This is a genomic window from Bradyrhizobium nivariense (assembly GCF_029846695.2).
In the GTDB taxonomy this organism is placed as follows: domain Bacteria; phylum Pseudomonadota; class Alphaproteobacteria; order Rhizobiales; family Xanthobacteraceae; genus Bradyrhizobium.
On the sequence record NZ_JARWCR020000088.1, the window covers coordinates 20660 to 33407 of the forward strand.

14 protein-coding genes and 1 pseudogene are annotated in these 12748 nt (G+C 60.7%); 9 read left to right on the plus strand and 6 right to left on the minus strand.

The window, feature by feature from the left end; genetic code table 11:
• Positions 1–20 precede the first annotated feature (20 nt).
• A complete protein-coding gene (locus QCM77_RS40530) occupies positions 21–848 on the minus strand; it encodes a universal stress protein (RefSeq protein WP_280096540.1) in 828 nt (275 codons plus the stop codon).
• A 205-nt stretch (positions 849–1053) separates the two neighbouring features.
• Between QCM77_RS40530 and fixL the strand changes: the two genes are divergently transcribed.
• From fixL to QCM77_RS40550, 4 genes are all read left to right on the plus strand, one after another.
• Positions 1054–2571 (plus strand): sensor protein FixL, encoded by a 1518-nt coding sequence (gene fixL / locus QCM77_RS40535; protein WP_280096541.1) that lies wholly within the window; start codon positions 1054–1056, stop codon positions 2569–2571.
• A gap of 3 nt (positions 2572–2574) precedes the next feature.
• Complete coding sequence (gene fixJ, locus QCM77_RS40540; RefSeq protein ID WP_280096542.1) at positions 2575–3192, plus strand: response regulator FixJ; 618 nt, start codon at positions 2575–2577, stop codon at positions 3190–3192.
• Between the two features lie 43 nt (positions 3193–3235).
• On the plus strand, positions 3236–3670 hold the full coding sequence (locus QCM77_RS40545; protein WP_148756501.1) for a response regulator: 435 nt from the start codon (positions 3236–3238) through the stop codon (positions 3668–3670).
• Between the two features lie 102 nt (positions 3671–3772).
• Complete coding sequence (locus QCM77_RS40550) at positions 3773–4474, plus strand: helix-turn-helix domain-containing protein (protein ID WP_280096543.1); 702 nt, start codon at positions 3773–3775, stop codon at positions 4472–4474.
• Positions 4475–4889: 415 nt separating this feature from the next.
• Here QCM77_RS40550 and QCM77_RS40555 read toward each other — a convergent pair.
• Both QCM77_RS40555 and QCM77_RS40560 read right to left on the minus strand, forming a co-directional pair.
• A pseudogene (locus QCM77_RS40555) lies at positions 4890–5162 on the minus strand (phage integrase N-terminal SAM-like domain-containing protein); the annotation flags it as partial.
• Positions 5163–5489: 327 nt separating this feature from the next.
• A complete protein-coding gene (locus QCM77_RS40560; RefSeq protein WP_280096544.1) occupies positions 5490–6536 on the minus strand; it encodes an IS630 family transposase in 1047 nt (348 codons plus the stop codon).
• A 268-nt stretch (positions 6537–6804) separates the two neighbouring features.
• On the opposite strand from QCM77_RS40560, the gene QCM77_RS40565 reads away from it, so the two are divergent.
• Positions 6805–6939, plus strand: coding sequence for a hypothetical protein (locus QCM77_RS40565; RefSeq protein ID WP_280096545.1), 135 nt, complete (start codon positions 6805–6807; stop codon positions 6937–6939).
• A 142-nt stretch (positions 6940–7081) separates the two neighbouring features.
• On the opposite strand, the gene QCM77_RS40570 is transcribed toward QCM77_RS40565, so the two are convergent.
• Together QCM77_RS40570 and QCM77_RS40575 are read right to left on the minus strand one after the other, a co-directional pair.
• Positions 7082–7369, minus strand: a complete 288-nt coding sequence (locus QCM77_RS40570; RefSeq protein ID WP_280096546.1) for a hypothetical protein — start codon at positions 7367–7369, stop codon at positions 7082–7084.
• 37 nt (positions 7370–7406) lie between these two features.
• Positions 7407–8258 (minus strand): MobA/MobL family protein, encoded by an 852-nt coding sequence (locus tag QCM77_RS40575; protein WP_280096547.1) that lies wholly within the window; start codon positions 8256–8258, stop codon positions 7407–7409.
• 317 nt (positions 8259–8575) lie between these two features.
• On the opposite strand from QCM77_RS40575, the gene QCM77_RS40580 reads away from it, so the two are divergent.
• Positions 8576–9475 carry a type IV secretory system conjugative DNA transfer family protein gene (locus tag QCM77_RS40580; RefSeq protein WP_280096552.1) on the plus strand — a complete coding sequence of 300 codons (900 nt, stop codon included), beginning with the start codon at positions 8576–8578 and terminating at the stop codon, positions 9473–9475.
• Positions 9438–9719, plus strand: coding sequence for a hypothetical protein (locus QCM77_RS40585; protein ID WP_280096548.1), 282 nt, complete (start codon positions 9438–9440; stop codon positions 9717–9719). The genes QCM77_RS40580 and QCM77_RS40585 overlap by 38 nt, the downstream gene beginning before the upstream one ends.
• A gap of 71 nt (positions 9720–9790) precedes the next feature.
• Here QCM77_RS40585 and QCM77_RS40590 read toward each other — a convergent pair whose 3' ends face one another.
• Positions 9791–10261: a hypothetical protein gene (locus tag QCM77_RS40590; protein WP_280096549.1), complete on the minus strand. Its 471-nt coding sequence runs from the start codon at positions 10259–10261 to the stop codon at positions 9791–9793.
• Positions 10262–10568: 307 nt separating this feature from the next.
• Here QCM77_RS40590 and QCM77_RS40595 point away from each other — a divergent pair, with 307 nt between their 5' ends.
• Positions 10569–11849, plus strand: a complete 1281-nt coding sequence (locus tag QCM77_RS40595) for a hypothetical protein (protein ID WP_280096550.1) — start codon at positions 10569–10571, stop codon at positions 11847–11849.
• A gap of 398 nt (positions 11850–12247) precedes the next feature.
• Positions 12248–12682 (plus strand): Fic/DOC family protein, encoded by a 435-nt coding sequence (locus tag QCM77_RS40600; protein ID WP_280096551.1) that lies wholly within the window; start codon positions 12248–12250, stop codon positions 12680–12682.
• Positions 12683–12748: the final 66 nt, after the last annotated feature.

Genomic DNA, 12748 nt, shown 5'->3' on the forward strand with positions numbered 1-12748 from the left:
TCGTCTGGGTTTGCCGGCCATCAGCGCGACAGCAACACGCAGCGGGCGGATTGCGTCGCCAAGTACTGCGTGACGCCGCCGAAGATCAGCTCGCGGAAGCGCGAATGACCGTAGGCGCCTGCGACGATCAGGCCGGCGCCGACATCATCCGCGATCTTCTTCAATTGCGCGCGGCTGTTTCGCTCCCCGCGGCTTCCGGGAAGTGCGCGGTCGCAACGACGGTGGCGGCGAAGCCAGGCGGCAACATCCGTGATGCGCGCCATCGCGGCCTGGCCGCCGTCACCGTGTTCCGGAATCTCGACGATGGTGATGTCCGTCGCCTTCAGCATCGGCAGCGCATCGGCAACCGCCCGCCGTGCCTCGGGCGTGTCCTTCCAGGCTATGAGCACGCTGCGTAGATCGAGCCAATGGACCCCGTCGGGCACGATCAGGAGCGGCCGGCCAGCCTGCATCACCAGATCCTTCGGGCTTGCGAGCGAAAAGGCATCGGAAAAGGCCGGGCTGTGCTCGCCACTGACGACGATCTCGGCGCACCGCAGCTGCGCCAGGACAAACCGCGTGGGAAAATCCATGGCGCTGCGCCGTTGCGCATGTCCGCCGCGCGCCCTCGTCCCGGCGCGGAATTGCGCCTTCAGATCGGCAAGACGTTTCCTGATGGACGCCTGCTCCTGATCGATCAGCCCTTGCGCCTCGGCGCGGTCAGCGAAATAGAGCGGCGGAGTGAACTGCGCCGCGGCAACGCCGACGATGCTCGCCTCGAATCGCTCGGCGAGTTCACCCGCGACCTGAAGACGCGCCTCGTTGGGCTGATCGAGCGCGAGGCTGACCGTCACGGTCGCATATATCATCGGGAGCCTCCGGGCAGTGCGTTGCTGTGGAAATCTAGCCGCACCGACGCAAGGCAGGATGAGATAGATCAAATTTCCTTGCACCATGCTGCGAGAAATCCGCCAATGGAATCGGACATCCGAACTTGCCTCCGGCCCGGCCTTGGGCGAAATTGCCGCCACCCTCGTGGCACGGGGCCCGCCGCGGGAGAATGGGAGCAATAGCTTGTCGCCGAGCCGCGTAACGCATCCGCCAGACGACGCTCGCGGCGAGCATTTCCGGGTCCGGATTGAAGGCTTTGGCGTCGGCACCTGGGATCTCGACCTCAGGACGGGCGAGTTGGAGTGGTCGGAAACGGCCAGAATGCTGCTTGGCATCGAACGGGATCAACCGGCAAGCTACCATCTCCTTCTCTCGCGCCTCGGGCCCGCGGACCGCGAGCAAGTGGAGAGCGCGATCAAGCACGTCGGCGAGCGCGGCGGCGGCTTCGACGTATCCTTCAGACTTGCCAGTGCATCAGGCCCGGGACACTGGATTCGTGCCCGGGCGGGCGTCATTCGCGACGAAGCCGGCGCCGCCCGCCATCTCAGCGGCATCTTGCTCGACATCGACGCGGAGAAGCAGGTCGAGGAGGCGCTCCGCACGCGCGAGAGCCACCTCCGCTCGATCCTTCAGACCATTCCCGACGCCATGATCGTCATCGACGGCCACGGCATCATCCGGCTGTTCAGCACCGCGGCCGAGCGTCTGTTCGGCTGGTCCGAGCATGAGGCGATCGGCCAGAACGTCTGCATCCTGATGCCGGAGCCCGATCGCTCCCGCCATGACGGCTACATCGCCCGCTACCGCTCCACCCACGATCCGCACATCATCGGCATCGGCCGCATTGTCACCGGCAGTCGTCGCGACGGAACCACCTTCCCGATGCACCTGTCGATCGGCGAGATGCAGTCGGGCGGCGAGCCTTATTTCACCGGCTTCATCCGCGACCTCACCGAGCATCAACAGACCCAGGCGCGGCTCCAGGAATTGCAGTCCGAGCTCGTCCATGTCTCGCGGCTGACCGCGATGGGCGAAATGGCCTCCGCCCTCGCCCACGAGCTCAACCAGCCTCTGGCGGCGATCAGCAATTACATGAAGGGCTCGCGACGGCTGCTCGCCGGTAGCCACGATCCGAACACGCCGAAGGTCGAGAGCGCACTGGACCGCGCCGCCGAGCAGGCATTGCGCGCCGGCCAGATCATCCGGCGCTTGCGCGACTTCGTCTCCCGCGGCGAGTCCGAAAAGCGGGTCGAGGGCCTGTCCAAGCTGATCGAGGAAGCCGGCGCACTTGGGCTTGCCGGGGCCCGCGAGCAGAACGTGCAGCTCCACTTCAATCTCGATCCTGGCGCCGATCTCGTCCTCGCCGATCGCGTGCAGATCCAGCAAGTCCTGGTCAATCTGTTCCGCAACGCGCTGGAAGCGATGGCGCAGTCGCCGCGGCGCGAGCTCGTGGTCGCCAACACCCGCATCGCCGACGATATGATCGAAGTGGAGGTGTCCGACACCGGATCCGGCTTCCAGGGCGATGTCATTCCAAACCTGTTTCAGACCTTCTTCACCACCAAGGAGACCGGCATGGGCGTGGGACTGTCGATCAGCCGCTCGATCATCGAGGCTCACGGCGGCCGCATGTGGGCCGAGAGCAACGCATCGGGTGGCGCAACATTCCGCTTCACCCTTCCGGCAGCCGACGAGAACTGATCCATGACGACCAAGGGACATGTCTACGTCATCGACGACGACGAGGCGATGCGGGACTCGCTGAACTTCCTGCTGGATGCCTCCGGCTTCGGCGTCACGTTGTTCGAGAGCGCGCAAGGCTTCCTCGACGACCTGCGCGGCCTCGCCTTCGGCTGCGTCGTCTCCGACATCCGCATGCCGGGCCTCGACGGGATCGAACTTCTCAAGCGCATGAAGGCGCAGCACAGTCCGTTTCCGATCCTGATCATGACAGGTCACGGCGACGTGCCGCTTGCGGTCGAGGCGATGAAGCTTGGTGCGGTCGATTTCCTGGAAAAGCCGTTCGAGGACGACCGCCTCATCGTCATGATCGAATCCGCGATCCGCGAAGCCGAGCCGGCGGCCAGGAGCGAGGCCATCGCGCAGGACATCGCCGCCCGTGTCGCCTCGTTAAGCCCGCGCGAGCACCAGGTCATGGAGGGGCTGGTCGCAGGTCTCTCCAACAAGCTGATCGCCCGCGAATACGACATCAGCCCGCGCACCATCGAAGTGTACCGGGCCAATGTGATGACGAAGATGCAGGCCAACAGCCTGTCGGAACTGGTGCGGCTGGCGATGCGCGCCGGCATGCTAAGGGATTGAGGCAAGTCAAGATCGTCCCTTTTGGCTGTGCTAGCCAAACGGCATGATCGAGATCGGCTCGCAACATCGCCAACGGCAGCTCTCGTCCTCTGCAAAACCCACGGTTTATGTGGTCGACGACGACGACGCCGTGCTCGGATCCCTGCGATTCCTGCTGGAAACCGACGGCTTTGCCGTGCGGACCTTCAGGAACGCCACGGCGCTGCTCAATGCGAGCGGCACGCCTGGCGCGGATTGCTACGTGATCGACTACAAGATGCCCGGCATCAACGGCATCGAGCTTGCTGGGCGGCTGCGCAAGGTCGACGGCGACACGCCCGTGATCCTGATCACCGGCTATCCTGACGAGAACATCTCGGCCCGGGCGGCGACGGCCGGCGTGAAAGACGTGGTTTTGAAACCGCTTCTCGACGAAAATCTGGTGAAGGGCATCCGCCGCGCCATCCAGGACAGGCGCCGCATCGGCACGGGGAACTGACCTACGGACTTCTACGTAGGTAGACCCCCTTAGGATATCGCTCGAAATTTTCGAAGCCCCGGATACCGCGTATCAGGCGTCATCACAACGGAGATGGCGCAGATGCTGACCCAAACGCTCAACACCCAGACGATCAAGACCCAGATCAAGGGCCGCAACATCGCTCCCGGCCATCCCGTGTTCGACCAGTTTGGTGCGATCGCCGGCCATGTCGGGCTCGTCGCCACCGAATTCTCCTATCGCAAGAAGGAGGAGATTTACGGCGAGAAAGAGCCGGCCGAATATGTCTACCAGGTCGTTTCAGGCGCCGTACGCCGCTATAAGCTTCTCTCCGACGGCCGCCGCCAGATCGGCGCCTTCCACCTCCCCGGCGACGTGTTCGGCCTCGAATCCAGCCAGACGCATCGTCTTGCCGCCGAAGCCATCATCGATACCACCGTGCGGCTCGTGAAGCGCTCCAGCCTCGAGAAGGCCGCAGGCACCGACGTGCAGGTTGCCCGCAAGCTCTGGGCGATGACCGCCGGCGAGCTGCGCCACGCCGAAGACCACATGCTGCTCTTGGGTCGCAAGACCGCGATGGAGCGCGTCGCAACCTTCCTGCTCGAAATGGACCGCCGCCTCGCCGTTGCCGGCATGATGGCGCTGCCGATGTGCCGCCGCGACATCGGCGACTATCTGGGCCTTACGCTGGAGACCGTGTCGCGCGCGTTGTCCCAGCTCCACGCCCAGGGCGTTCTGGGCTTCTCTGGTGCCCGCCAGATCGTGCTGCGCAACCGCCAGTGCCTGCACAATCTCGACGTCTGATCGCTTTCTCCCCACCGACGTTTCTCCTCCGCGACTTGGCCGGATGTCGGCTATTCATCGCGCCCGGGCAGGATGTAATCAGAAACAAGCGATTGGCCGGCGTCAGTTTTGCAGACTAGAGAGGTCCGCTAGAGCTTACCGGTATTCACGATACCTGCTGGACCTCGGGCCGATCAAAAAGCTAGTTGTAAGGGGATTCAGCCGTGTGCGGCTGAAGACGTTAATTGTCCGGGACCAGACACTGAGGCGCGAGTATTCCGTCGGTGGACCCGAAGCACATGGTATTGCCCTCTTCAAGCGAGGCTCGCAAATGGCTTTGGTGGCACGTGGATTGCTGGGACAAGCATAGACACAAGCCGATCCCTTCAAAGGGATCGTGAAACTCGCCTATCCCATGTGCCGCGAGAAGGTGGGAGCGGAACGGTCTTACGTCATGGCGGAGCGTCACACCGTAGAAAAAGCGCAGCGCACAGACGATTTGATCGAGTGCCGGCCAGGATATCCCGATCGCCATCAGGTGAACCTGGAAGGCTCGGATATCCTCCAGCTCGAGGCAATCGGGGGACCGACCGAAATACCGGCTCAACTTCGATACCGCGGCAAGGTACGATCGTTGCGTCGCCGGCGACAGATTGCGGACCGTCATGTCCTCAATCATGCGGCGGCGAAGACGGCTGATCTCAACCATTGGAAAACTCCTGTCTGAAGTGTTGGGCTTCGAAAACCCGCGATCCTCTCAGACAGGAGGCGCTATTGCGATCCTTCCTCAACTGCGGCGCCAGCGGCTTCGTTCAATCCTAAAAACGAAATTGCAAGCTTCCGGGGCTTTCGGCCCCGGACCCTTGCAATCTCAAAACCGCCTTCACCTGAAAACTCGATCCCCGCTCAGGGCCTTACAGCTTCTTCACGGACAACTTGATAATTTCGAGGTACAAGACCATCCATGTAAAACGGCCAGCGGCATCCCTTGAATACTAGTCGTAACTAGGTCAGCGTTTTCTTGGTTCGAATCATGTCAGGCGGCGTCGGCGAGTTTGTAGGACCAGGTATGGACGACGGGATGGCGATTGACGTCGTCGATTCCGGCCATGATGCGCTCTTTGAGTTCATACTTTGATGTCACCCGGATGTGACGCAGGACGGAGCGGGCGAACTTGGAGAAGAAGCCCTCGATGAGGTTGAGCCAGGAGCCGTGCTTGGGCGTGAAGGTAAACTGGAAGCGGCCTGCCGGTCGTGTGTCGAGCCAGGCTCTGGTTTCTCGCGAGATGTGTGCGGAATGGTTGTCGAGGATCAACTTGATCGCGGTCTTGGCCGGATAGGCAGCATCGAGGAGCTTGAGGAATTCGATGAACTCTCGGCTGCGGTGGCGGTCTTTGACGAGCGCGTGGACCTTCCCGGTGAGCAGGTCAATCCCCGCCAACAGGCTGAGCGTACCGTGACGTTTGTACTCATGATCGCGCGCGAAGGTCGCATGCACGCCCGGCACTGGCGGCAGATCCGGCGCTGTCGTCGCGATCGCCTGGATCCCCGGCTTCTCGTCGTAGGAGACGATCGCGACCGGCTTGTCCGATTTCTTCGACCGGGCAGCGGCTTTTTTCAGGACCTGGACCTCGCGATAGACATACAGCACCTCCGCCATCTTCTGCTCGAACTCGGCGTCGCGGTTTTCAAGATAGTAGCGCACCTTGTGCGGCTTGATGTCCTCCTGACCGAGAAGCTTGCACACCGTGCCCTGAACCAGACGGGCGAGACATTCATGTCCGGCCTCTGGTCCGTGCTCGCGGGCATGGCGGGCCAGCAGCCGCGTCGTCCACAACTCGTGCGGATAGCCATGTTCGTTGGCCTTGTCGCACGCCAGAGACACCAGCCAGGCCTTGGCCGCCGGCGTGATCACCGGCTGCTTGCCCGGTCGCGGGCGCTCGTCGAGCGCCGCCAGCGCGCCATCGGCCGCCGCCCGCTCGACGCAGCGCTGGACCGTCTGATGATGGGCGCCAAGTCTTCGTCCCACCGCAAAGAACGACGGGGTCTCGCGGTCGGCAAGCTGCATCGCAGCCCGCGACACCCGGCGCGCCGGTTCGGTCCTCGACCGCAGGAGCCGTCAACGTTTCAATCTCCTCATCGGTCATCGCCAACTCGACCGCTTGCCGCCATCCTGCCATGATGAAACTCCTCGTTCAGTCAATCGCAAACGAGGAATCCACAAACAAACGTCCCGTTCCATGACCGCCAAATTCATGGAATCGATCGTCTAGACACTCAGCAAAGACGGGCCGCAGGGCGTCGCATCACTCGTTGTGGCTAGGCTTTAGCCACGGCCGTAGCTGCTGCTCATGTTTGATTTCGTCGAACTCGTCAGCACCACGGCGCTCCAAATATTCGCGGCGCTTTCGCGCCGTGTCGATTTGCAAGTCGCATTGACCAACAAGATAGCGCAGACGTTCGACCTCCGCTGGCGGAGCAGTTGAAGCAATCTGGCCTAACCGCACCAGGAGATCCTTCTTTCTGCCCTCGACTCCCTGTAATTCGTAACCGAGTATCGCGCAATTCGCTCTCAGTTTGGCTTAGCCGATGCACGGCCTCATCTTGCTTGTCCATATGGACCCTGGGTCAGTTATCCAAAGCGGCGAGCTGTCTTTCCAATTCTTGCTTGTCGTCCTGTAAGCCCAGGATGTCGATATCGATGGCCACCAATTGCCGGAACGTCTCATGAGCCCGCTGCGCTAGAGTAAGTCGCCTTTCCGCATGGTGGTGATGCTCTGCAAAGTCCGGATCGGCTAGGACCTGCTCCATGTCGGAGACTTCCTTCTCAATCTCGCGAAGTTTATCCAGGTGATCGCGCAAGCGAAGCAATTCCTGCTTACGCGTAAATTCGACCCGGCCTTCGACATCTTGCACGACTAAATCGTATGACGAAGCAATCCATCAGCCAAGCTTATTCAAGCTTCCGCTTAAACCCGCGTGCCACTCCATTATCCAGGCCGGGCCGATGAATACCCCGAAGGTGTTCAATCTCTCGCGCCTGCCGGTCCGCATCGATGGCCGCCCACCGCGCCTCGTCGGTTTCGTGAGCTAACTGAATGCGCCGATTGTATGCACTCCGGCTCATCCCCTTATCGAGCTTGCGGTAGTCCACCACGCGGCTCTTGCTGCGCGTCCGTGGCCGGTTGCGGTACGAGCGCCGCCGCGAATGCGGTGTCCGCCCTTCCCTGCTCATCCGCCGTGCCCGCACCCCTTCGTGGATGGTCGGCTTCCGCTTGACCCCCTGCGCCTCCAGAGTCCGCCTATCAATCCGCGCATCAACACCAGCGGCCTCAAGCGCCAGGTTGGCGTGCTTCTCCCAAGCCTTCCGGAGCCGCTCGGTCGAGCCGACCTCGCTCATGCCGATGACCCGCTTGTTGGTCTTGGGGTCACGATCCCGGATCACCAGGTGGCAGTGAGGGTTCTTGGCGTCCTTGCCCTTGTCGTGGAAAGCGGCCAACCAAGGCGCCCGCCCCTTGGTCACCTCTTCGGCGAACGACCGGACCAGCGCCGCCCTTTGCTCGGCATCCAGTTCTTTGGGAAGCGCCAGCATGACCTTGTCGATGACACGGGCATTCTTGCGGCTCGTGTCCTCGACCTCCCTAAGATAGCCTATGGCTTGTTCGGCCTGAGACGGCATGCGCTCGCCCTCAATGCGGCCGAGGGCCCTGGCCCGTGTGATGTATCGGATGTGTGCAGCGGCGGTGTACGGCTCGTCCTGGGTGGACTTGCCGATTGAGCTGTGATGCAGGCTGTAGATAGCCATCAGCACCTCAGGTACGGGCGCCGGGTTTTCCCTGAAAACCCATAAGTGCGCCTCAGCCGCCAGATTGGCAAGCGCTTCCGGTGCCGGCCCGACCGCGACTTTCTACCGAAGCTCTAGCCGCCACGACCTGCCAAACGGCCACCCGCTTGCCGCGCTCCTTGACGACGGCGGCCAGCCCCTGCTCGAATGGACGGACGCACACAAGGACGATTAAGAAGCGGGGGCAATCGATGACGGGCAAGGCGCCTGTGACGCTTGGCGTGTTCAAGGAGACCGGCCAGGAATAAATTTACGACGGCAATGAAAGCCTGATCACCATCGCCAGGCCGGGGCGGGGCAAGACCCAGGCCCACGTGGTCCGCAACCTCCTGTACCTCGAAGCCCCCGCCATCGTGCTCGACGTCAAGCCGGAGATCTTCGACCTCACCAGCGACTGGCGCCGCCAGAACGTCGGGCCGGTCCAACTGTTCATGCCCGGCAACGCCACGCTGACGCTGAACTTCAATCCGCTGAATGCCGTCCCCTCCGACCCGATAGCGGCCTATACGGCTATCGGCCGCCTTCTGCCGCTGCTGATGGTCCAGACCGACTCCCACTCCGCCAAGGGATTTTGGGAAGGCCGTGCCGCCCAGCTTCTCCATGACGCGCTCTATGACATCTGCTTGCACGGGTATCAGGGCCGGCGGGATATGTCGGCCGTGGTGGACTGGTTCTCTCCCTCGCCCAAGCAGCTTGAGCTGCAAACCAAATTCCTCCAGAGCTGCGGGGTGAGGAGCCTCGTGCGCATTGGCAACCAGCTTGCCAGCGCCGACGAGGAGACGCGGTCGAACTTGTACGAGACGGTCTTGCGTCACGTGGATGTGTGGGGCTCGCCGCAACTGGAGCCGGTGATTGCGGACACGACAATCAATTTTGGCGACTTTCGGCGCAACAACGGCACGCTCTACCTTTGCGTCACCCCCGAAGAACTGTTGATGTACCGGCCGCTCATCCGGACTTTGCTCGGGCAGATCTTCTACTCCATCCGCGACGCCCGGGATGAGTGGGACCTGCCGCCCGTGACGTTCTTCCTCGATGAATTCCCGCAACTCGGCTACATGCAGGAAATTGAGCAGATGCTCGCCCTGGGCCGGCAGTCCGGCCTCCGGCTCTGGCTGTTTGCGCTAGGCCAAGTCGCAGTTGCAGAAAGCCTACGGCGACGCCGATCGGCTTCTTGAACTGATGGCGGTGCGCTGCTTCATGGAGCCGACTGGCGCAACGGCGCACGAACTTTCAAAGGAGCTGGGTTCTAGGCGCGACCTCCTGACCGGGACAAGAAAGCCGCTCGCTACCGCTCAGCAGTTGATGGGCCCCGAGTACGCAGAAAAGGTGATCGTTCTTGAAGGTGGCCGGCGTCCGGCGCGGTTGCACGCCTTGAAGGCCTTCGAAGATCCTCAGCTCAAGGCCCGCTTGAAGGAATAGGGGCCCAGCGCTAACGCGAAGTTGCCCAACCGTTACTGTCGTCACTGTCTTCTACAAACCAACTACAAAGATCACCAAGAAAACCTTCGGCGTCGATCCATTTCTGCAAGAAGAGGACTCCGGGACCACTCTTTGTCGATATCAGCACCCGTGCCTTCGTACGTACCCCGGAACATCGCCGTCAGCCTTTGATTGGTACCTACAGTTTTACGAATTTCAGCCCGTTCGTCGCTGTTGAGCAATCCGTACATGTGCTGTGCTAAATACTTCCTGTCACCGTTGGCTTGGCCCGTGCGGTTGTTCCATAAATACATTTTGATGCAGGCAAGTTGCTTTGCATTTATCGAGGCGACTGGTCTAATCGCGCCAAAATCCTCCCCCTCGTATTCCACCCCTGTGCAGTAAAGCATTCTAGCCTGGGCGAAGGCAGCCTGCATGTTCGCAAACAATCTCTGGCTATGGTCCTGCGCCAATGGAGGCCAATTGTAAGGTGATACATCGAGGCAATCATCGACGACGCGGAAGGTGAGCTGTTCCTCCAATCGTCGTCTTTTCTCCTCAGCGAGCCGCCTGTTCTCGGCTTCTACTTGCTCTGCTTCGGCTAAGGCCTGTCGAGCCTGTTGGGCTGCCTGTTCTGCGTCCGATGCCCAACGCTCCCCCAATCCGTTCAGGAGGGCTTCACGCGGCGATGGGCTTTATCGTAGGGTGGTCCGTGACCTTGTCGGCTATGACCCGAAGATCCTTGGACTTTCGGAACTCAATCGAGCGTTAAGGGAGCTGGAACAGGCGCGGTTCTTCAACGTCGGCATGCGGAACCGCCAGCAATAGAGCCTAACTGAGTCGTACCGTATGCTGACCGGCTCACATGTTGATGAAGCCATTCGCGTAGAAGATGCGCGGCTCTTCCATCGCGGCCATTGCTTCGGCAGTGCAATCGAGAACGGCGCCGAAGTCACGATCGGCCTAAGTAGCGCATCGAAAATCTGGAGCAACACATCGTTCACGCTCCCCGAGTTACTTGATTGGTGCAGGAATCTCGCTCGCAAAATTCTTGACGAGCGGGCGACCGTAACAGGCAGCAATCTCGACCTGCTTCAAATGGGCGCTATTGTGGCTGCAATCCCGGCCATGGTACTGTGGGCGGAGTGGGACAAGGACATTTATATCTACCCACCGCTGGCCAAATTCGAAATCGATGGGAGGTCCTACCAAGATGCTCTCACCCAATTTAGCCTGGAGGTAGGGCAGTCGGATGCCAATGGCGCGCTGCTCCTGCTGGATGGCCCGGGGCTCAATACGCGAATTCAATTCAAGATCGCGGAAAGCCCACAATTTTCTTACCTCTCCGAGGAACAGCCTCCTGTTGAACTTGTATTCGGTCGGAACGGCGAAGATATCGTCGATTATCTCAACGACAACCCGCTTAACCTAATGCTGGATGACTGGTCGAGAATTTGCGGGGAAGAGCATTTTCCTGCGCCGGCTGAGCCCTACAATCCATTTGACCGCGAACGTATTAAGGTAGTCGACTGGAGGGGGAACGGGGTCGATATCACCGTGGAGTACGCAGACAACCGCGGGAACGTTATCCCGGCCTCGATCCAGCTTTTTCTCGAACGCGATCTGAACGTGGAAGACAATACTGTCGTGTTTTGGGACCACGGCAGTGGGGAGGCCGCAGACTTCATCGTCCTGCAGCCCGCAGCCGATGACGGAGTAGATGTCACCTTATATCACTGCAAGGGCGCCGGGGGCGCGCAGCCAGGCAACCGCGTAGGAGACGTCTACGAGGTCTGCGCGCAGGCGGTAAAGTCGATTATATGGTGCGATCTGCCGCGCCTTGTTGATCGATTGCTAGACCGAAGGCAGCGCGGAAAGGGTGTCGGCAGGCTTGTGCGCGGCGACGAGGCCACCATGCGAGCGTTAGCATCGCGGCGGCCCGTTCGATTCGGAATGGTAGTGGTGCAGCCAGGCATTACCAAAGGTGGGTTGGAGCCGCGGTTGGCAGAGGTTTTAGCAGCGGCGAACTCTCACTTGGTTCGTGCCGGGCACAATGAACTTGAGGTTTGGGAAGTGCTTGATCGAAGGTCTACCGCGATCGGAACTGCTCGTGGGGGAGCGCAAGCATGAGCATCGGCCCGCCACAGAGGGCCGGGGCTCAGCTCTAGACGAAGCTTCGGCCTCCCGAGCATTGCGTTCAGCCCCTCGCTGTAGGCGGCTTCCGGCTATATATAAGCGCTAAGAGGATGGTAACTCCCGGTAACGTATATCGAATTTGCGTTCGCAACCTACTCGAATCCATGCTATGGTTTGCTCATGACTCAAAAGCGTAAAGGCTCCAGCATCAATGCCTCCTGCCGTGTCCTGGGGGATAAAACTTTTGCGGCCATTTCAGCTGTTGAAGGGCTGAAGCTAGGCAAAGCTTCGAGGGAACGCCTGTCGGCCCTCAGCAAAAAGAATCTGACGCCTGCTCAGAAGCGGGCTGAAGTATTGAGGGCGTACGTCCAACCCAAAGGTCGCTAGTAGACTTGAGCGGATACGACGTATTCGACGACCCCTATTGCTACAAAGGCACATCCGTCCTCAAGAACCGGGCTCACCTCAGGGATGCAAAGACCCTGGACGATTTCGAGCTCGAAATGTCGACCTTGAGATCGCTAGAGCCTCTCCCCGACGGCCGCTTCACCCCCACCCACTATAAACGCGTCCACCACCATCTCTTTCAGGACGTTTACCCCTGGGCGGGCAAGTACAGGACAGTCCGCACCGCAAAAGGCGGAAACATGTTCTGTTATCCCGAGCACATAGCGTCCAGCATGGACCAGCTATTCAAGAAGCTCGCGCTTGCTGCCTTCCAACCTGGCGCAAGCACCGAGGACTTCCTGGAAGCGGCCACTGATTTTCTAAAGCGGAATGGGGTTAGGTTGAATCGATTTGGGATTCCCAAATCAGCTTGTTTCTGATTCACCATGCTGGCTGGGCGGAGGCCAGCATGGATGGGCAAGCCTTATTCTCTGGATCTTCGCAAG

What these genes read in the sequence shown, in the direction of transcription:
- QCM77_RS40530 (WP_280096540.1), bottom strand. Translation starts at nt 848, where the DNA reads ATGATATATGCGACCGTGACGGTCAGCCTCGCGCTCGATCAGCCCAAC.
- fixJ (WP_280096542.1), top strand. Translation starts at nt 2,575, where the DNA reads ATGACGACCAAGGGACATGTCTACGTCATCGACGACGACGAGGCGATG.
- QCM77_RS40545 (WP_148756501.1), top strand. Translation starts at nt 3,236, where the DNA reads ATGATCGAGATCGGCTCGCAACATCGCCAACGGCAGCTCTCGTCCTCT.
- QCM77_RS40550 (WP_280096543.1), top strand. Translation starts at nt 3,773, where the DNA reads ATGCTGACCCAAACGCTCAACACCCAGACGATCAAGACCCAGATCAAG.
- QCM77_RS40565 (WP_280096545.1), top strand. Translation starts at nt 6,805, where the DNA reads ATGTTTGATTTCGTCGAACTCGTCAGCACCACGGCGCTCCAAATATTC.
- QCM77_RS40575 (WP_280096547.1), bottom strand. Translation starts at nt 8,258, where the DNA reads ATGGCTATCTACAGCCTGCATCACAGCTCAATCGGCAAGTCCACCCAG.
- QCM77_RS40595 (WP_280096550.1), top strand. Translation starts at nt 10,569, where the DNA reads ATGCTGACCGGCTCACATGTTGATGAAGCCATTCGCGTAGAAGATGCG.